Annotated in this window: 16 protein-coding genes and 2 tRNA genes; 10 read left to right on the top strand and 8 right to left on the bottom strand. The window is 53.5% G+C overall.

Annotation, left to right across the window (positions count from 1 at the left end; translation table 11 throughout):
- Window positions 1-2 precede the first annotated feature (2 nt).
- The 5 genes from PSE_RS23750 to tsaD form a co-directional block, all read right to left on the bottom strand.
- Window positions 3-431: an EVE domain-containing protein gene (locus PSE_RS23750; RefSeq protein WP_008551363.1), complete on the bottom strand. Its 429-nt coding sequence runs from the start codon at window positions 429-431 to the stop codon at window positions 3-5.
- Window positions 432-563: 132 nt separating this feature from the next.
- A complete protein-coding gene (locus tag PSE_RS23745) occupies window positions 564-854 on the bottom strand; it encodes a YciI family protein (RefSeq protein WP_014287103.1) in 291 nt (96 codons plus the stop codon).
- Between the two features lie 85 nt (window positions 855-939).
- Window positions 940-1,950, bottom strand: coding sequence for an NAD(P)H-dependent glycerol-3-phosphate dehydrogenase (locus tag PSE_RS23740; protein WP_014287102.1), 1,011 nt, complete (start codon window positions 1,948-1,950; stop codon window positions 940-942).
- 10 nt (window positions 1,951-1,960) lie between these two features.
- Entirely contained in the window at window positions 1,961-2,428 is a 468-nt protein-coding gene (locus PSE_RS23735; protein ID WP_244421329.1) for an NUDIX domain-containing protein, read from the bottom strand.
- 750 nt (window positions 2,429-3,178) lie between these two features.
- Window positions 3,179-4,291: a tRNA (adenosine(37)-N6)-threonylcarbamoyltransferase complex transferase subunit TsaD gene (gene tsaD / locus PSE_RS23725; RefSeq protein WP_037037788.1), complete on the bottom strand. Its 1,113-nt coding sequence runs from the start codon at window positions 4,289-4,291 to the stop codon at window positions 3,179-3,181.
- A 127-nt stretch (window positions 4,292-4,418) separates the two neighbouring features.
- Here tsaD and hemC point away from each other — a divergent pair, with 127 nt between their 5' ends.
- From hemC to PSE_RS23690, 7 genes are all read left to right on the top strand, one after another.
- The gene (gene hemC / locus PSE_RS23720; protein WP_014287098.1) at window positions 4,419-5,342 is read left to right on the top strand and encodes a hydroxymethylbilane synthase; all 924 of its coding nucleotides are present in this window, start codon (window positions 4,419-4,421) and stop codon (window positions 5,340-5,342) included.
- On the top strand, window positions 5,342-6,052 hold the full coding sequence (locus PSE_RS23715; protein WP_014287097.1) for a uroporphyrinogen-III synthase: 711 nt from the start codon (window positions 5,342-5,344) through the stop codon (window positions 6,050-6,052). The genes hemC and PSE_RS23715 overlap by 1 nt, the downstream gene beginning before the upstream one ends.
- Before the next feature lie 202 nt (window positions 6,053-6,254).
- The gene (locus PSE_RS23710; protein ID WP_014287096.1) at window positions 6,255-8,189 is read left to right on the top strand and encodes a mitofilin family membrane protein; all 1,935 of its coding nucleotides are present in this window, start codon (window positions 6,255-6,257) and stop codon (window positions 8,187-8,189) included.
- Window positions 8,190-8,210: 21 nt separating this feature from the next.
- Window positions 8,211-10,052 carry a heme biosynthesis protein HemY gene (locus PSE_RS23705; protein WP_014287095.1) on the top strand — a complete coding sequence of 614 codons (1,842 nt, stop codon included), beginning with the start codon at window positions 8,211-8,213 and terminating at the stop codon, window positions 10,050-10,052.
- Between the two features lie 161 nt (window positions 10,053-10,213).
- Window positions 10,214-10,289, top strand: a tRNA-Thr gene (locus tag PSE_RS23700).
- A 193-nt stretch (window positions 10,290-10,482) separates the two neighbouring features.
- Complete coding sequence (locus PSE_RS23695; RefSeq protein WP_014287094.1) at window positions 10,483-11,682, top strand: AGE family epimerase/isomerase; 1,200 nt, start codon at window positions 10,483-10,485, stop codon at window positions 11,680-11,682.
- A gap of 29 nt (window positions 11,683-11,711) precedes the next feature.
- On the top strand, window positions 11,712-12,719 hold the full coding sequence (locus PSE_RS23690; RefSeq protein WP_014287093.1) for a Gfo/Idh/MocA family protein: 1,008 nt from the start codon (window positions 11,712-11,714) through the stop codon (window positions 12,717-12,719).
- A gap of 14 nt (window positions 12,720-12,733) precedes the next feature.
- Here the strand turns inward: PSE_RS23690 and PSE_RS23685 are convergent, their stop codons facing one another.
- Window positions 12,734-13,888, bottom strand: a complete 1,155-nt coding sequence (locus tag PSE_RS23685) for an alpha-hydroxy acid oxidase (protein ID WP_008551533.1) — start codon at window positions 13,886-13,888, stop codon at window positions 12,734-12,736.
- 350 nt (window positions 13,889-14,238) lie between these two features.
- Between PSE_RS23685 and PSE_RS23680 the strand changes: the two genes are divergently transcribed.
- Entirely contained in the window at window positions 14,239-15,072 is an 834-nt protein-coding gene (locus PSE_RS23680; RefSeq protein ID WP_014287092.1) for an EF-hand domain-containing protein, read from the top strand.
- Between the two features lie 277 nt (window positions 15,073-15,349).
- Here the strand turns inward: PSE_RS23680 and PSE_RS23675 are convergent.
- Window positions 15,350-15,426 (bottom strand) — tRNA-Arg (locus PSE_RS23675).
- A 316-nt stretch (window positions 15,427-15,742) separates the two neighbouring features.
- Between PSE_RS23675 and PSE_RS23670 the strand changes: the two genes are divergently transcribed.
- Both PSE_RS23670 and PSE_RS23665 read left to right on the top strand, forming a co-directional pair.
- Window positions 15,743-16,492: a thermonuclease family protein gene (locus PSE_RS23670; protein ID WP_083841641.1), complete on the top strand. Its 750-nt coding sequence runs from the start codon at window positions 15,743-15,745 to the stop codon at window positions 16,490-16,492.
- Between the two features lie 20 nt (window positions 16,493-16,512).
- Window positions 16,513-17,982, top strand: a complete 1,470-nt coding sequence (locus PSE_RS23665; RefSeq protein ID WP_037037720.1) for a M48 family metalloprotease — start codon at window positions 16,513-16,515, stop codon at window positions 17,980-17,982.
- Here the strand turns inward: PSE_RS23665 and PSE_RS23660 are convergent.
- Window positions 17,979-18,848, bottom strand: a complete 870-nt coding sequence (locus PSE_RS23660) for an RNA polymerase factor sigma-32 (RefSeq protein ID WP_014287088.1) — start codon at window positions 18,846-18,848, stop codon at window positions 17,979-17,981. The genes PSE_RS23665 and PSE_RS23660 overlap by 4 nt on opposite strands.
- Window positions 18,849-18,924 lie beyond the last annotated feature (76 nt).

The following is an 18,924-nucleotide window of genomic DNA, read 5'->3' as shown; positions in this document are numbered from 1 at the left end:
GATCAGACCTCGGACGGGTCCATGCCTGCCATTTCCAGAACCACAGCCCACTCTTCCGGCTTTACCGGCTGAACGGAGAGGCGCATGGAGGTTACGAGAGCCATGTCGGACAGACGCTCTTCGGCTTTTACCTGCGCGAGTGTGACGGTCTGTGGGAGGTCTTTGACGGCTTTGATATCCACGCATTCCCAGCGTGGGTCATCGGTTGTGGAATCCGGGTGAGCCAGTGCGCACACCTCAACGATGCCGACAACTTCTTTGCCGATGTTGGAGTGATAGAAGAAGCCGCGGTCGCCGATCTTCATATCGCGCATGAAGTTGCGGGCCTGATAGTTGCGTACGCCGTCCCACTCTTCGCCTTCTTCGCCCTTGGCTTTCTGTTGATCCCAGGACCACTTGTTAGGTTCGGATTTGAACAGCCAGTATTGCAACGCTTCCTCCATATAAACAGATTGTATGTTCTGATCAGAATGATCGGTCATACATTAAATGGAGCACCCGCCGTGATTTGAAAGGCCGATGCTCCAGTTTAGATATGTTGTAAAACGCAGCTTACAGCAAATTTACATATCTGGGTTTTTTAATACCCAGTTCCATGGGCGGATCTCAACAGATTCAAACAGACCTGCGAGTGAGTATGGATCTTCGTTTGCGACAGCCAGAGCTTCGTCGCGGTTTGCTGCTTCGATGATTACGAGCGAACCGGTTGGGGATACCAGATCATCACACATGAACGGGCCAGCACCTTTCAGGCGATCGCCGAGACCACTGAGGAAGTCGAGGTGCGCTTCGCGGGTCTTCTGACGAAGGTCTTCAGAATGTGCCTTGTCTGTGCAGATGAGAGCGTACAGCATATTGGATACTCCAGTAGCGGGATTTCAACCCAACCTTTTAATTCCTGATTTTCAACCAGGCAAATCCTACTTTAAAGGGATTCTACTAGGGGTGGGTCTCTCGTTTGAGTGGACGCGTCATTAAGTCGCTTAATGCTTGTGCGACGTCAATTTTACCCGCAACGATTTGTGAAACCGTCTTGGCAATAGGCATATCAACGCCGTGTTCTGCTGCCAAAGCAACTGCGATATTGGCTGAGTGAGCACCTTCTGCCAGTTTCTGGCCCGGTGCGACAAGCTCTTCAGGTGTTCTGCCTTGTCCAATCTTCAAACCGAAGGCGAAGTTACGGGATTGGGTGGAGGAACAGGTGAGCACCAGATCGCCCAGACCAGACAGGCCGGTGAGGGTTTCGCTCTTCGCATTCAATGCCATGCCGAGGCGGGTTAGTTCAGCAAAGCCGCGGGCTGTCAGGGCTGCCTGAGCGCTGGCGCCAAGGCCGTAGCCCACTGCAGCGCCACATGCGATGGCGAGAACGTTCTTCAATGCGCCACCGATTTGCACGCCGATAAGATCATCGGTTGCGTATGGGCGGAAGCTGTTTGAGGCAAGTGCTGCGGAAAGCTGATCGGCAACAGCGCCGTCTTCAGCTGCAATCGTGACGGCTGTTGGCAAGCCCTTTGCCACGTCATGCGCAAAGCTTGGGCCGGACAGGGCTGCCGGGATTGCGTCTGGCGCCACAGATTTGATAACTTCGGAAAGTAGTTGGCCTGTCGATTGCTCGATGCCTTTTGCGCAGAGCACGATTGGGGTTGCTGGTTTCAGAAACGGCTTGATTGCTTCTGTCATTGCCCGGGTTGTCTGTGCTGGGGTGACGAGCAGAAGGGCATCGGCATCGCTGACTGCGTGTTTCAGGATGCCGGTTGCCGTGATTTGCTCAGTCCATTCAATGCCAGGCAGATACTTCGGGTTTTGCTTGTTGGCGTTGATGGCGGCGATGGTTTCTGCATCGCGGGCCCATAAGGTGACTTCACGACCGGCTCTTGCCGCTGCCAAAGCAAGCGCGGTTCCCCAAGATCCTCCGCCAATTACAGCGATCTTGTTTAGAGCAGTGGTCATGTTGTTTTCCTTATTGGGTGATGTTCAGTCGTTCACACAGTTGGCCAAGAGGGATATCGAACCCTCCATGCATTGTTAGCTTGGACTTAGTTTCGTTGTCTGCCAAATCAACCCAGAAGAAGCGAAAGAGGATAGGATCTCCACCGTCATTTGGGCTCATTTCGTAATGATCCCAAGTCTGCTTTGCTTTTTCCTGAACTTTGAGATGGAAAAATTTGCGGCGGTGAAGTTCCGGGCCCGTGGTCAGGGCATCATCATAAAGGAAGTCATGACCGTCGAACTGCTCAAGAGCGCCAGAGATGTCGAGGCCGGTTTCTTCCTCAAACTCGCGTTTGGCCGCGTGCAGGTAGCTCTCGCCCGGGTCCAGCGTACCGCCGGGCACCTGAAGTGTTCCAGCGATGTTGGTTTCCGGCTCATCAAAAACGAGAAGGTGGGTGCCGCATGTCATGTAGACGTAAGCTTTGTGCCGAGGCTGCAATGTCGTCTCCGTCAAGAATCAAGCAAATCGATGCTATTGAAGTTGGGCGGATGTTATTTGCAGGAGTTTGTCTCAGGCAAGGCATGAGACGAGTTTGCACATAATAAGCACGAATAGCACCGCTCGGACTTTTCCGGCAGTGTTGAAGCTGGAGTTCCCGATAATCGGGATGAGCAAGGCGGCAGGCAATACCTGCGCTGTTTGTTAGATATGTTTCTTCGGCATTGGCTACTCGCCTTGCCCGGGCGTTTTTGTAGGAGGCTAAGGCCAAGCTCCAAAAGACGCTTGGAAGACCTGAGGCTGTTGGAAAGCCTCAGTTCTCAGTGTTGGCGCCCAAAGGTTTGACCGGACATCCGCTATCCCTCAACACTGTTGGTGAAAGGGGAACCTCCACGAACCTGCTGCGAAATACGTTACCTTCCGCAGTAGCTCCGACCAGCCCACACCAGACTGAGGGACGTTCCCCCAACTGCCCGTATGCATGAGCTTGATGTTGAGTATGCAGGTGTTTGAGGCGAGGGGGATAAGTTTTGTGATGCAGTCTGCTGCCCACTCCGGTGTCATCCCGGCCATCGAGCCGGGATCCATAGCCCCTTGACTTGCTGATTAACTCAGGCCTTAGCCAATCTCTGATACTGGGGTTATGGGTCCCGGGTCTACGCTTCGCTTCGCCCGGGATGACGGCGTGCGTGCGCTTTACGCAATCGCACACGCAGCACTAAACGCGACAGGAAGAAAGCAGTGCAGAGGTTAAACCTTTGCACCCTTGCGGCCGAAGCCGACGACACTTTCGGAGAGTTTGTCGAGTGGCCAGCGTGGGCGAGGGGCTTCGTTCATGTCGTCGCCCTTGCCGTTTTGCTCCAGAATGGACGGGTCTTCGGCGACTAGTTTTCTCAGGCGCTCTGCTCCAGCCCATGCAATCATAGCTGCGTTGTCCGTGCACAGTTTGTGCGGTGGGGCGATCAATTCTGCACTATGTTCTGCAGCAACCTCGTTCAGACGAATCCTAATTGCTTCGTTTGCCGCAACGCCGCCCGCGATAACCATCTTAGGTGGTGTGTCCGGATAGCGCTCTTTGAACATTTCGAAGGCTCTGGCACTGCGTTTCCCGACAACATCGGCGACTGCTTCCTGAAAGGAGGCGCACAGGTTGTTGACGGTTTGCTCGCTGACTGGCTCTTCTTTGAGTGCTGCGGTGCGGACGGCTGTTTTCAGGCCGGCGAATGACATGTCGAGGCCGGGACGGTCCAAAAGTGGGCGCGGCAGCTTGTAGACAGTAGGATCACCAAGTTTTGCAGCTTTTTCTACAGCCGGGCCACCCGGATACGGCAGGCCGAGAAGTTTGGCTGTTTTGTCGAATGCTTCGCCGATTGCATCATCGATGGTTGTGCCCAACCGCTCGTATTCCCCAAGTGCTTTTACTAGGAGGTACTGCGTGTGGCCACCGGAGACGAGGAGCAGGAGGAATGGAAACTCCACCTGATCCGTCATGCGGGCGGTGAGGGCGTGACCTTCCAAATGGTTCACTGCAATCAATGGCTTATCGATTGCCATGGCAATGGATTTTGCTGTCATCAGGCCTACGATGACACCGCCAATAAGGCCGGGGCCAGCGGTTGCGGCAACTGCGGAGAGATCAGAGTACTTCACATTTGCTGTTTTCATCGCCTGATCTACGATACCATCCAGCAACTGAATGTGGGCGCGCGCCGCAATCTCTGGTACAACACCGCCGAACGGTGTGTGCTCATCGATTTGGGAATGCACCACGTTGGACAAAATTACGCATTTGCCATCTTGATCAATCTCAAGGACAGCAGCGGCAGTTTCGTCACAACTCGTCTCTATGCCGAGGATGGTCAGCACGTTTGGTCTCCTTTGGCCGCTTGGTTTTTGTCGTTCTCTCATGCGATAAGCATGGTTGATTTCGCGGGCCGATGATTTTATGTCGCTCATCTAACATGAGCCCCTAGCATTGGGAATGTGATCCTTGCAAACAAAACCTATAAGAATTGGTACACGTGGAAGCGCTCTGGCACTGGCCCAGGCGCATGAAACACGCGCTCGTCTCGCGAAGGCACACGGGTTTACCGATGATGACTTCGAGATTGTTGTTATAAAAACAACGGGAGACCAAATTCAAGATAGGCCTCTTTCCGAAGCAGGCGGTAAAGGCTTGTTCACCAAGGAAATCGAGGAAGCTTTGCTGGATAAGTCGATTGATCTGGCAGTTCATTCTTCCAAAGATATGCCGACGGTTCTGCCGGATGGTCTGGGCATGACCGCTTATCTTCCACGTGAAGATGTGCGCGATGCTTTCATTTCTCCGAAGGTTGAGAAACTGACAGATCTTCCACAGGGTGCTGTGGTTGGGTCTTCCAGTTTGCGCCGTCAGGCACAGATCAAGCGGCTGCGTCCTGATCTGGATGTTGTGATGTACCGCGGTAACCTGCAGACCCGTTTGCGCAAGCTGGACGAGGGTGTGGTTGACGCAACCTTCCTCGCTTACGCTGGTCTGCGTCGTCTGGGACAGGGCGATCTGGTGACCTCTCTGATGGATCTGGAGCACTTCCTTCCAGCTGTTGGTCAGGGTGCGATTGGCATTGAGGCGCGTCTTGGTGATGAAGAGACTGCGCGCGTTCTGGCGCCTATCCATCATGCTGAGACCGAGAGCCGTCTGTTGCTGGAGCGTGCTTATCTGGCTGAAATGGATGGTTCCTGCCGGACACCGATTGCTGGTCTCTCCCATGTGGAAGGTGATCGCATAAAGTTCCGCGGTGAGGTGATCAAGCCGGATGGCAGCCAGACACATACTGTGGAAGGCGAAGGCCCGGTAAGCGATGCGGAAGAAATCGGCCGCGAGCTTGGCAAAGAGCTGAAAGCGAAATCTGGTCCGAACTTTCTGGAGCTCTAATGAAGATACTCGTGACCCGACCTCAGCCACAGGCAGATAAAACTGCGCAGAAGCTGGTTGCTATGGGACACGAGGTGATTGTTGAGCCAATGCTGAGTTTCCAGCCGCTGACCGTTAATGGGGATGTGGCTGGGGACGCCAAAGCGATTGCTGTGACCAGTGCGAAAGCGGTTGAAGCTCTTGTCTTCAACGATCTGGTCGACAAACTACAGCACCTTCCTCTTTATTCTGTGGGTGAGGCGACCGCCAAAGCTGCAGAAGCCTCAGGTTTCCAAAAGATCGTATGTGCGGACGGGGATGTTGATTCCCTTGGCAGGCTGATTGCTGAGCGCAATCAAGACGGCCCCGTGTTTTATCCAGCGGCAGTTGACCGCAGTGGAGACCTTGCCGGGCAACTGGAGCAACAGGGCATTGCCTGCCGTATGGTGGAGGTCTACCAAATGGCTGCTGCGACTGGCTTTTCTGGAAAAACCCGTGAGTTGATGGAGGCTGGGAAACTGGATTGTGCGTTGTTTTATTCTCCGCGAACAATTCAAATTTTTCTCAGTATTTCAAATCTTGAAAAAACCACAGTGTTTCTTAACTCTATGAAAGCATTATGTGTTTCTAAGCGGGTTGCAGAGCAGGCAAGCTCGTTTGGCGAGGTTTTTACGGCTAAAACGCCAAGTGAGGATGGTTTGTTTGAACTTCTCTCAGGTTCAATAAGTTGAGAGGATGTGATTTGCACTTCTCTGGGCCCTATGGAGAAGTCGTAGTTTGTTGAGCAAGGTGCTAATTCTCCCTGATAGCAGTTTGCTAAAGGGATGCTTATGTTAAGGAAGAGGCGTCTGCGGATGCCTTATCGAGATTGCGTGCGTAATTAAATTGGCGCGGCTGGAAACTGCTTGAAACGCGCCATTCTAGGAGGTTTTGATGGCTGCTGATGACAAAAAGGGTGGGGCGTCCACCGGGGCAGGCTCTGGTGGTGGAACATCATCACGGAAATCTCCGCTCTCCAGTGGATCCCGGAAGCCTGTAACGATCGATCTGCCTGCAAAAGACGTTTCCAAGACTGACAAGCCTGCCGCGAGCGCTGGCGCAACTGCCAAGGCTGCTGCGAGTAAGGCAACTTCTTCTAAGCCGGGCGCTGTGCCGCCAACCGGCAAACAACAATCACAAACTGCTGCGAAGACTGAAAAAACTGAAGTGACTAAAGCTGCGGAAGCAAAGCCTGCAACAGGCGCAAAACCAGCTGCTGGCGCTAAGTCTTCTACCTCAACAGCCAAGCCGACCGCTGCTGCAAGCGCGAAAACTGCGGCTGACGAGAAGAAAACAGCAGCTGATGAAAAGAAAGCTGCTGATACTGCCAGCACTGCGAAGACGCCAGCTGGCAAGACAACAGCTGCGAGCAAAGCGACAACTGCCAGCAAGACCTCAACCTCTGCTGCTGCAAAAGAGCCTGCTAAAGCAAAAGACGACAAGGCGGGTTCTGGCGGAAAAGACACGCCTCCGCCGCCACCTCCATCTGGCAAAGGCCCAGGTGGCCCTGCTGACAAGCCTCCGCATCCGCCAAAACAGGGTGCCGGGTTTGGCGCAATGCTGGCCGCTGGTGTGATCGGTGCGCTTATTGTGGCGGGTGCCGGTTTCGGTCTGCATCAGGCTGGCATGTTGCAAATGGTCGGCGCAGGTTCCAGCCAGAATGCAACTGAAGTTCAGGCCATGCTGGAGAGTTCCAAGAACCGCTACTCCCAGCTGAAGGAAGAGATCGCAGCTCTGCGTGACCATGCGACCGGCAGCTACGCGGCGAAAGACACCATTGAGAAGCTGACTGCTCAGCTGGATGCGATCCAGAAAGAGACCAGCGCAAAGCTGAATGATGCCACAACCGGTGTAACACAGCGTGTGCAGGAACAAATCTCCACGCTGGGTGCTGAGATCAAAGAACTCAACGAGTTCATCTCCAACGGTGCTGCTGGTGATGGTGCTGCTGTTGCAAGCCTGAAGAAGACACAGGATCAGCTGGCGAAGCAGGTTGCTGATCTGACAACTGCCTCGCAAAAGAATGCTGAGCAGGTGCTGAAAGGCGTGCAGGGCAGCCTGACCGACCTACAAAAGCAGTTTCAGGCTTTGAAAGAAGCACCGACACAGCTGAAGGATCTGGGTTCACAGTTGGCTGTGACTGGCTCCAAGGTGGATGAAGCTCTGGCGCAGATTGGCAAGCTGACGGCGGAACAGAAGGTTCTGGAAGGCAAGATTGAAGCGCTGACACAGTCCACTGCTGAAACAACCAAGCAGATGACCGCTCGTGTTGATCGTCTGGAGAAGGCGCTCGGCACTGCGAGTGCGCAGGAACGTGCTGCGCGGGCTATTGCGATTGCTTCTCTGAGGAACGCGGTTGATTCTGGTGGCAGCTATGAGGCTGAGTTAGCTGCAGTAGAAGCTGTGCTGCCAAATGATGCTGCTGAGTTGGCGTCGTTGAAGGCAAGTGCTGCAACGGGCATTCCTTCTTCCGCTGCTTTGATTGCCGGTTTCGGGCAGGTTGCTCGTGATATGAGTGCTGTGTCGCTGACTAGCGAGAATGATGATGTGGTTGATCGCCTGTTCTCCAGCGCCAAGTCACTTGTTTCCGTTCGTACGCCAAATGACAGCGAGGGCACAAGCTCCAGCGCAGTGCTTGGCACAATGGAAGCTCGCGTGACGGCTGGTGATCTGGCTGGTGCGATCAAGGCTTATGATGCGTTGCCAGAGCCGATGCAAAAGGTTGGTGCCGCGTGGGCTGAGCAGGTGAAAGCCCGATTGACCGCAGATGAATTGGTGAAGAAAATCACCGCTCAAGTTTTGAAGTCGCTTGTTTCTGAAAACAAGTAGTATCGGAAAGGAGCGAAGGACATGGTCCGCGTTCTCATCTTTTTCGCGTTTGTATTTCTGCTGGCCCTTGGTGGCGCCTGGATGGCTGATCGTCCGGGTGTGGTTACACTTGAGTGGCAAGGCTACGTTGTTCAGGCAAGTTTGCTGACAACCGTTGTTGCCTTTGGTGCCTCGATTGTTGCTTCGATTGTGGTCTGGGGTTTCTTCCGTTTGATCTGGAAGTCACCAACGCTGGTTTCTCACTTCATGCAGCGTCGCCGTAAGGACAAGGGTTATGATGCTTTGTCTCAAGGCCTGATGGCGCTTGGTTCCGGCGATACCCTTCATGCCCGCAAGTTTGGCCTGAAGGCGGATAAGCTGCTGGATGGTGATGAACCTGCAGCCCGCTTGCTCCTTGCGCAGGCGTCTCAACTGGATGGTGATCATGCAGAAAGCCGTCGCCGGTTTGAGGCGATGCTGGAAGATGATCGCTCGATGGCTGTTGGTCTGCATGGCCTTTACATTGAAGCTGAGCGTGAAAGCGAACCGGCTGCTGCCCGTCACTTTGCTGAGGAAGCCTTTAATCTGGTTCCGGGTCTGCGTTGGGCAGGCAATGCTGTGCTTGGGTATCAGGCCGTTTCCGGCGATTGGGAAGAAGCCATTGCAACGCTTGAGCGCAACTATGCTGCTCGCATGCTGGATAAGAAAACCCTTCGTCGCCAGAAAGCTGTGCTGCTGACCGCGCGTGCGCTGGAGCTGGAGAATGAAAACCCGGATCGCGCCCGTACACTGGCTGTTGAAGCGCATGGTCTTGCGCCATCCCTGGTACCGGCTGCGATTGTTGCTGCGCGTCTTCGGACCCGTGCCGGCGAAATCCGCAAAGCAAGTAAGATCCTTGAAGCGACCTGGAAACTCAGCCCGCATCCGGACCTTGCTGAAGCTTATGCCCACGTTCGCCCAGGTGATTCCGTTACGGATCGATTGAGCCGTGTGAGAACATTGGCAAGCATGCGTGCTTACTCCTCTGAAGGGGCAATTGCGATTGCAGTTGCTGCGATTGAGGCGAAGAAGTTTGACGAAGCGCGTGAGCAGCTCAAACGCGTTCTGCGCTCAGAGCCAACACAGCGTGCCTTCCTGCTGATGGCAGATCTTGAAGAGCGTGAGCATGGTGATCAGGGCCGCATTCGCGAGTGGCTGTCCCGTGCGGTGCGTGCGCCTCACGACAAGGTCTGGATTGCGGATGGTGTTGTTTCTGCAAACTGGGCACCGGTTTCTCCAAAGACTGGCCGTGTGGATGCCTATGAATGGGCGACACCGGAAAACACGATGGATCAGGACCAGACAATCGAAGTCATCGATGACAAGTTGTTTGAGCCACCAGAGCTGGCCGCTCCCGTGCAAGTGCTGGATGAGCCGGTAAAAGCTGACATTGTTGTGCCGAAGCCTCAGGAAGCTGAGACACCAGCTGCGCCGAAGGAAGAGCCAGTGTCTGCTCCTGCTCCAGTAGAAAAAGCAAAGGCAGAGGCGACTACAGCACCGGTTGTGACGGAAACGGCCAAGGAAGAAACGCCTGTTGCAGCAGAAGCACCTGCGGAGACAAAACCGGAGGAAACCGCGCAGGCTGAAGAGCCTCGGGCAACTGTTGTGCCTGTCGAATCTTCCAGCTGGGCGCCGACGAAAGCTAATGAAAAGGCTGAGGCAAAGGCTGATGAACCTGCCAAGACTGAGCAGGAGGCTGATGCCAAAACGGATGAGAAGGCTGAAAAGAAAGACGAGAAGCTGGTTGAGTTTCCGCTTTCACACCTGCCGGATGATCCGGGGCCTGAGCCTGATGATGAAGATCCGAAAGCGCCGAAAGATCAAAGTTTTAGGTTCTTCCGCTAGCACTATTGCTTTCGCAGAAGTGAGTGTTTGAGGCAGTTGCTCCTGCGAATGCAGATAGATGGTGGATGCCTGTTCCGCCATTGCAAATCAAACTTGCATCTGATCGGGAGCTTGGGTATCAAGCTTCCACTTTCCGGCACACTCCTCGTGCCACCTGGAATGCCGCTGTAGCTCAGTTGGTAGAGCACGTCATTCGTAATGATGGGGTCGTAGGTTCGAGTCCTATCAGCGGCACCACTCATTCTCTGATACTTCATAATCCCCCAAAAACTTGCTAGTTTGGCTTTGTCATGTGGCCTACTCGTCGTAGGTTCTGATTTGTGTTTTTTGGTCCTTTAGTCGAACCTTTAAGCGCATTGATTTCATTTGCACATATGGAGGCCATCGGGGTTTCGTGGGAGCGGGCTGCTGGTGGTGTGGAGTACCGGAAGTGATTGTCGATCACCTGAATAAGTTGCGCGCGTGGTTGTTTGAAGATGCGTTACCGCTTTGGCTGAAAGCTGGCGAAGATGCTGTGAATGGCGGATTTGCGGAAACCATCACGTTGGATTGCCAGGGCAGCGCAGATAACAGACGTGGTCGCGTCAACCCGCGCATGGTGTTCGTGTATTGCGAAGCTGGTCGTCTGGGCTGGAATGGCCCGTGGATGGATGTGGCGCTGCGCACGCAAGCTTATGTGGAGCGGGTCTACGGGACTTCTGAAGGGTACATTGGTGCGCTGGCTACGCCGGATGGTGAGCTGCTGGACACGTCCTTTGATCTTTACAATCAAGCCTTTGCGCTGCTTGCACTTTCCAGCATTGCTGATGTGAACGCTGAAAAGCGTGAGGAAGCCTGTGCCAAGGCAGATGCCCTGCTGAAGGTTTTGAAAGGACGCTTTAAGCATCCGGTGGCAGGTTTTCAGGAGGCGGAGCCTGCGCGTGCGCCGCTGGGTGCCAACCCGCATATGCATCTGTTTGAAATGTGCCTTGAGTGGGAGCGCTCCGAGAATCTGAGCGTCGAGCAAAAGGCTGTGTGGTCAGCTCTGGCAGATGAGTTGGGTGAGCTGTGCCTCAAGTTCTTCGTTTGTGAGAAGACGGGTGGCTTGCGCGAGTTCTTTGCGCTGGATTGGTCACCGATGCCAGGAGATGAGGGCAGGGCACTTGAGCCGGGCCACCACTTTGAATGGGCATGGCTGCTGAGCCGCTGGAACAAGCTGCGCGGTGATGACCGTGCCAAGGCTGCTGCTGCGCGCCTCTTTGAGATTGCAGAGGTTCATGGAGTTGATCGTGAACGCGGTGTTGCGCTGATGGGCATCAATGATGACTTCTCCGTGCGTGACCCGTTGGCACGTCTGTGGTCTCAGGCCGAATGGCTCAAGGGATCTATCGCCATGCTGGAAAGCACGCCGGAGAGCGAGTGGCCTCGGTATCGCCAATCCATGTTGGATGCTTTGGCGGCGCTGGAGCTGTTCTTTGAAGATGTTCCGACAGGTCTCTGGAAAGACAAGTTTTTGCCGGATGGTACCTTTGTGAAAGAAGCGGCCCCGGCAAGCTCACTGTACCACATCATCTCGGCCATTTCAGAGCTGGACCGGTTCTGTAAAACCGAGGTTGGACAGAAAGTGGTTGCGCTTGAGAGCGTTAAGTAGCGGTTCCTGCAGGATACACTGGGAGAATTATGATGGTTAAATGGGGTGTTCTATCAACTGCACGGATTGGCCGCGAAAAGGTTATTCCAGCCCTGCAGAAAGCCAAGGGTGTTGAAGTTGCGGCGATTGCCTCGCGCAATGAAGAGAACGCGAAGAAGGTCGCTGCTGAACTGGGCATTGAGAAGGCCTATGGCTCCTATGAAGCGCTGCTGGCTGATCCAGACATCGATGTGATCTACAATCCGTTGCCGAACCACATGCATGTGCCGATGACCATTGAGGCTGTGAAGGCTGGTAAGCATGTGCTTTGTGAGAAGCCGATTGCTCTGGATGCTGATGAAGCGCGGCTTCTGCTTGAGATGCCTGATGATCGCTTTGTTATGGAAGCGTTTATGGTGCGTGCGCATCCGCAGTGGCAGCGTGCGCTGGAGATTGTGGAGTCGGGTGAGCTTGGCAAGCTGCAGAGCATTCAGGCGTTCTTTGGCTACAGCAATCAGGACCCACAAAACATCCGAAACAAGGCAGAGCTTGGTGGTGGTGGCCTGATGGACATCGGATGCTATCCGATTGTGGCATCTCGTTACTTCTTCAATGCCGAGCCTGAGCGGGTTGTGAGCCTGATTGATCGTGACCGGAATTTTGGCACGGACCGTTTGACCTCAGTGATGATGGACTTTGGTGAAGGGCGTCAGGCGCAGTTTACGGTGTCCACGCAGTCTGCTCCGTATCAGCGTATCAATCTGGTGGGCACTGCTAAGCGTCTGGAAATTCTCATTCCGTTTAACGCGCCAGCGGGTGAAGAGACCATTCTGCGTCTCGATTCCGGCAGTGTGCTGGGCGATGGTGCGATTGAGGTGGAGCGTGTTCCTGCCTGTGATCAGTACACTTTGCAGGGTGAGTTGTTCTCTCGCGTGGTTCGAGGCGAGGAAGAGCTGCCTTATGGCGTTGGTGATGCGATCCAGAACATGGAAATCATTGATGCGATTGTGCGTTCTGAGCGCAATGACAGCTGGGAGACCGTTGGGTCTCCCAGCTGAGTGTCTTGTGGGCGTTAAACTTTAACGCCGTTGATGGAATACAGGTTGTCGCGATTGAGTGTGTTGAGATCGCGACGGCCACACAGGGCCATGGTGGTATCCAGCTCTTTCTGGAGAATTTCCAGTGACTGTGTCACGCCCTGCTTTCCGCCTGCACCGAGGCCGTAGAGGAACGGTCTGCCGATGTAAGTGCCTTTTGCACCCAGGCAGATGGCCTTGAGCACATCCTGACCGGAGCGAATGCCGCCATCGATGTGGATTTCCACCTTATCGCCAACCTCGTCCACGATTTCCGGCAGGATCTCGATGGAAGATGGTGCCCCGTCGAGCTGACGTCCGCCGTGGTTGGAGACGATGATCGCGTCACAGCCGGAGTCGACTGCGTGACGGGCATCTTCCTTGTCCAGAATGCCTTTCAGGATCAGCGGGCCGCCCCACTGTTTCTTGATCCACTCAATGTCATCCCAGCTCAAACGCGGATCAAACTGCTCTGCTGTCCATGAGGACAGGGAGGAAAGATCGCCAACGCCCTTCGCGTGGCCGACAATGTTACCAAAGGTGCGGTTCTGGGTAGTGAGCATTTTCATGCACCACATCGGGCGGGTTGCCATCTGCCAGACGTGCTTTGGCGTGAACTTTGGCGGGGCAGACAGACCGTTGCGCAGGTCTTTGTGACGCTGGCCGAGGATCTGCAGATCAAAGGTGAGGACCAGTGCGGAACAGCCTGCGTTCTTTGCGCGGTCGATCAGCGAGTTGATGAAGTCCCGATCTTTCATCACATAGAGCTGGAACCAGAACGGCTTGGTGGTTTTGGCTGCGACCGCTTCAATCGAGCAGATGCTCATGGTTGAAAGGGTGAACGGTACGCCGAACTCTTCTGCTGCCTGAGCTGCGAGGATCTCGCCATCGGCATGCTGCATTCCGGTGAGGCCGGTTGGTGCAAGCGCGACCGGCATAGAGACATCCTGCCCGATCATTTTGGTGGCGAGCGTGCGGTTGGTCATGTCGACCGCGATGCGCTGGCGCAGCTTGATCTTGGCGAAGTCGCTTTCGTTCGCCTGATAGGTGCTCTCGGTCCACGAACCGGAGTCTGCATAGTCGAAGAACATCTTCGGAACGCGTCTACGTGCACGTTCTTTGAGGTCGCTGATTTCAAGAATTGGTGCCATGTACGGGCCTCCCCCCGAAACATTAGTTTTTATGTATAGAGGGATTGCACGTATCGGTGATATGTCAATATTACATGTATACGACTTAGGTCTACCAGTATTGGAAAATGCATTATTCGCATTCATCTATGAATGCCCCAAGTACTCTGAAATATCTTTGAAGTGCCCAAGATGACTAAAGCGTAATGGGTAAATAACTATCTGAATTTGCTTGTTTTGTTTGTCCGGACAAACGTTATGCGCGTGTCCGGACACGATTTCGTCTTGCCCTGACAGCAATTGTGTTGTGAAACCGAAATATATCTCCAAAAGCTGTAATTGCACCCGCTTTTGGTGCTAGGAGAACGGTTATGGCTAAGAAAACTGAGACGATTGAAGTCCGAATGTCACCGGATCTGAAGCTGGAACTTTCCGAGCTGAGCAAGCAACGAGAGCAGCCGATGAGCCAGGTCATTCGTCAGTTGATTGAGCAAGAACTCTCCAGTGCCGAGGCACAGGTTAATCCAACTGGAGATACGATCATGCCCGTAAAATTGAAGTCGCAACTGGTGAAGTGGGGCGGTAGTGGCGCTGCAGTGCTGGCGCTTGCCTTGATGTGGAACGTGGGGGTTCAAAGCACCGCTTCAGCAGATGCAGGTATTCGCGTTACATTTGCTGCGATGGACCAGAATGAAGATGGTGTCATCTCCCGCAAGGAGTTTGAACGCTTCACGTCTCTGGATGCTTTGGAGCTTGTCGATCAGGAGCTTTCAGAGGAAGAGATGAAGCTTCTTACCTCTGAAGAGATGGATCCGCTTCCTGAGGCTTGCAAAGCTGATTTTGAGCAGTTTGAGGCTGACGAAGCAAAGGCATTGTTGGATGAGTTTGCCGAAATGGATCAGGACAAGAATGGTTCCGTCGATTTTGGTGAGCTTCGACATCTTGTGAAGTTGCAACAGCGTGAGTTGTTTCTTGAGCTGGACCGGAACGTGGATGGTTATCTGACGAAGCCTGAGCTGGTGGATTTTCAGGGCACTGTTGATCCGGCAATCAGTGCCGATTGCGCAAAAGCATTGCTGGAGCAAGAGGAAGCACAGGCTGACAAGCAAGAGCTGCGCTATGTGATGGCTCATTTTGATGAGAACAATGACAAGAAGATCAGTCTGGATGAGTTTTTGAACAATCAGAATGACAGCTTCTTCTGATTGGGCGCAGTCGCCTTGGTGGGAAGCGGATTGCCTGCTTCCCATATGGCCTGCTTATGGTGCCGGATCCTACCGGTCCTCGTTCAACTTACTTCTTTTGCCGACTGATCCAGGCCATCCAATTGTAAAACCAGTTGCGAAGGTTATCTCCGCACCGTTTGAGCACATTGGATATATAATTCATGGCTTACCCTCCATGTGCAGTTATTTCTGCTCTGATGGTGGGCTCAATTCGCTAAATGCGGATGAAGGAACTGCTTCAAGATTTAAGTTTGGATGGTGACCCCGAGTGGATTCGAACCACTGACCTGCCGCTTAGGAGGCGGCTGCTCTATCCAGCTGAGCTACGGGGCCACTGAGTGTCATCTTGAGATGAGGCAGCGAGTTTTCAAATATCATGAAAACCAAAGCTATGCGAGACAGATTGCTTCTCTGTGAACAGGCTAAAGCAGGCTGCGTTTAAGCTGAACCGCTTGATCTGCTTTAGCTTTTGTTTTGCGTACCTCTGAAAACCGGGATCCACTTTTCAGAGATACGCTTTAGGCCCCAGTTCTGACTGGAGAATTCTCTAAGCGCATACCTCACTAACTTCTTTCCTGCGGGTTCTGAGGGGCGTTTGGGCAGGGTTGGCCTGATATTATTACCACATGCGTTATGGGGGTGCTGTGTGGTGAGATGGTTTCTGTCAGTTTTATACGGGGTTCTAATTGGCATTGGATCAAGTGCAGCGGGGCCATGTGATGAAGCTGAGGTGTCAGAGCAGGGCTTGCCGACGGTTTTGGTGGATGACGCGCTTGCGAGCCCTTTGAAGTTTGCTGCAAGTGATGGCGCGTTTTATTATCTCTCTGATTTGACTTTTCCTGAGGCCCCTCATGCTCCCGGGCAGGAGCTTTCAGGTGGTCGACAAGTTTTTGTAAAAGCATTGGTTGCGCAGAAAGATCGGTGGGGGCGTTTGCCTGCGATTCTGCTTGATCGTGAATTGAGTGATTTGTCAGGCAAGCTGGTTGAAGGCGGATTGGCCATTGTTAAGCCACAATTAAGAGCTTTCAATTGCTTGAAATTCCTTATTAATTTGGAGAGTGAAGCTCGCCGGAAAAATGTTGGATTATGGGTCGTTAAAAATGTAATTAATGACTATAAGTCAATAAGCTACGAGCATATTGGTCTTTATGGACTTGTGGAAGCCAGCGTGATTTCTGTCGGGCAAACGCGATCCAAAACATACTTGAATTTTGGTGAGCGCTGGACAGAGGATTTAACCGGGATTATTCAAAGGGGAAAGCTGGCGGATTTTTCCGAGTTCGGGCATGATCTTTCAGTGATGAAAGGCAAGAGAGTTCGCCTCAGGGGCGTCTTGCAACTGAACCAAGGACCACAGATAGAGCTTAAGCACCCAGCGCAGTTGGAGCTTCTGGACTAGGGCAAAAGCCGGAAACGCGAATGACTTTGAGTAGTGCATTGTCTGGAATACGGACAAGCCTGAGAATTTTAACGGTATCTGCAGTGACCGCAGCACTTGTTGCGTGTCAGCTGACCGGCTCTGCCAATCAAAGCGCTCAAAAACCCGGTAGCTTGCGTAGTGGTCCTGGGAGCGATGTTGGTGCACGTGAGCATCCGCGTGTCGTGGCGACCTATGGCGGTGTTTACAAAGACGGCAAGGCGGAAACTGCGATTGCCCGCGTTGTTGGTGGTCTTGTTGCCGCTTCGGAAGATCCTGAAGCGCATTACCGTGTTACCCTTCTCAACAGTCCTGCTGTGAATGCTTTTGCGCTTCCGGGCGGGTATCTCTATGTCACGCGTGGTCTGCTTGCGCTTGCCAATGACACATCGGAGCTGGCTGCTGTTCTGGCGCATGAGATGGCGCACGTAACAGCTCGGCATGCGATCAAGCGTCAGCGTCAGGCTGAGGAAGCTGAGTTTGTCACTAAGGTGATGACGAATATCGGCAAGGATCAACGGACGATTGATGCAGCCGTGAAAGAGAAGCAGGTGCAGTTCGCCCGCTTTTCTCAGGAACAAGAGCTTGAAGCGGATGATGTGGGTGTGAGAACGCTTGCTGGCGCTGGGTATGATCCTTATGCAGCCGCGCGTTTCCTTAACACCATGGGGCAGTTTGCTCGCTATCAGCAGCTTGGTGGTGAAACCAGTTCGGCTCCAGACTTTCTTTCATCTCACCCGAATACGCCTGATCGCATTCAGCGTGCTGTGCGCAGTGCGCGGCAGATTGGGGCACCAGGGATTGGTTTGAATGGCCGCGAGGCGTATCTGACCAGTCTGGATGGCATGCTGTTTGGTGACGATCCGCTGGAAGGCTATGTGAGAGGGCGTCAGTTCCTTCACAAGGGTCTTGGCATCTCCTTTAGCGTGCCGAAGGGTTTTGTACTTGAGAACTCCGCAGAGGCGGTTCTGGCGAGCAATAACTCCGGCACTGCAATGCGTTTTGATGGTGCTGATCTGACAGGCTACGCCAGCTTAACTGACTATATGTTATCTGGCTGGATCAATGGTCTGATCGACAACAGCGTTCGTCCGACCACGATTAATGGTCTGCCAGCTGTGATTGGTTCTGCAATTACAGATGGTTGGTCGTTCCGCATTGGTGTGGTTCGTATTGGCTTAACTGGATATCGGTTCATCTTTGCTAATCGTTCGCCGACCGCTGTATTTACTAGGGATTTTGAGAAGTCTCTCGGTAGTTTCCGTCAGCTAAGCCCTACAGAGCAAGCGCGCCTTAACCCGCTTCGAGTTAAGATTATTCAGGCTAAGGGTGGTGAGACGGCTCGTAAGCTTGCTGTTGGCATGAGCGGCGTGGAGCCATCCCGCCGGTTGGAGTTGTTCACGATCCTCAATCAGGTGAAAGCGAACCAGCGCTTCAAGCCGGGTGAGCTGATGAAGGTTATCACCGATTAAGGCTGATTGGCTTCGTGTCCCTGAGACGGAGCCATCGCATCTTTCAGTTTCTGCATGGCACGTGACTCGATCTGACGGACGCGTTCTTTTGAGACACCCAGTTTCTTGCCAAGTGCTTCCAGCGTCACGCCATCTTCTCTGAGCTTGCGATCTCTTATTACGCGTTGCTCGCGTGGGGGCAGTGTTTTGATGGCGTCGAAGAGGCGACGTTCGGCGCGTTCACTGTCCAGATGCACTTCTACGATCTCATCGGGTAGAGGCTCATCTGCTGCGAGCGTGTCCTGGAGCTGAAGGTTTGTTTCGCTGCCTTTGAGCGTTGCATTCAAAGATGTATCCGAACGGCCTAATCTGGAAGACATCATCTTGATATCTCGCATGTTCGCGCCGGTTTGGTTTGAGATCTGCTGATGAAGCTGGTCTTCGCTGAGCTCAGGATGTTTGCTTGCTAGCTCTGCGCGCATGCGCTTAAAGCCAAAGAACAGCATTTTCTGGCGCGAGGATGTACCGCCGCGGACGATGGATTGATTGCGGAGGACGTAATCCTGAATGAAGGACTTGATCCACCAGCTTGCGTAAGTGGAGAAGCGCACATCCTTGGATAGCTTGAATCTGTTGGCTGCTTCCATCAGTCCGATGTGGCCTTCTTGGATGAGATCAGAAAGTGGGACGCCATAGGATTTGAAGCGCAAGGCTTGGGCTATCACCAGACGGGAGTGGGACAAGGATAGTTTGTCCAGCGCGCGGTGATCGCGTTTTGTGATCCAGCCTTCAAGAAGCTTGTATTCTTCTTCTTTTGACAGATATGGGGCTTTTCTTGCCAGGCGAGCAAGGGGCCCGAGACTTTGGTCTCTTTCATATTGAGCCATGTACGCCTCCTCAGTTTGCTCTGAGATACGGCGCGAAAACTCTTTTGGATCTATGCAGATAAAAAGAAAGCCCCGC

Source organism: Pseudovibrio sp. FO-BEG1 (assembly GCF_000236645.1).
Taxonomy (GTDB): Bacteria; Pseudomonadota; Alphaproteobacteria; order Rhizobiales; family Stappiaceae; genus Pseudovibrio.
The sequence above is the reverse complement of the archived record's forward strand: the minus strand, read 5'-3'. Positions and strand labels throughout refer to the sequence as shown.

Excerpts from the sequence above, each read along its gene's own strand:
- PSE_RS23745 (WP_014287103.1), bottom strand. The coding sequence starts at position 854 with ATGCTGTACGCTCTCATCTGCACAGACAAGGCACATTCTGAAGACCTT.
- PSE_RS23740 (WP_014287102.1), bottom strand. The coding sequence starts at position 1,950 with ATGACCACTGCTCTAAACAAGATCGCTGTAATTGGCGGAGGATCTTGG.
- PSE_RS23715 (WP_014287097.1), top strand. The coding sequence starts at position 5,342 with ATGAAGATACTCGTGACCCGACCTCAGCCACAGGCAGATAAAACTGCG.
- PSE_RS23710 (WP_014287096.1), top strand. The coding sequence starts at position 6,255 with ATGGCTGCTGATGACAAAAAGGGTGGGGCGTCCACCGGGGCAGGCTCT.
- PSE_RS23705 (WP_014287095.1), top strand. The coding sequence starts at position 8,211 with ATGGTCCGCGTTCTCATCTTTTTCGCGTTTGTATTTCTGCTGGCCCTT.
- PSE_RS23690 (WP_014287093.1), top strand. The coding sequence starts at position 11,712 with ATGATGGTTAAATGGGGTGTTCTATCAACTGCACGGATTGGCCGCGAA.
- PSE_RS23685 (WP_008551533.1), bottom strand. The coding sequence starts at position 13,888 with ATGGCACCAATTCTTGAAATCAGCGACCTCAAAGAACGTGCACGTAGA.
- PSE_RS23680 (WP_014287092.1), top strand. The coding sequence starts at position 14,239 with ATGGCTAAGAAAACTGAGACGATTGAAGTCCGAATGTCACCGGATCTG.
- PSE_RS23665 (WP_037037720.1), top strand. The coding sequence starts at position 16,513 with ATGACTTTGAGTAGTGCATTGTCTGGAATACGGACAAGCCTGAGAATT.
- PSE_RS23660 (WP_014287088.1), bottom strand. The coding sequence starts at position 18,848 with ATGGCTCAATATGAAAGAGACCAAAGTCTCGGGCCCCTTGCTCGCCTG.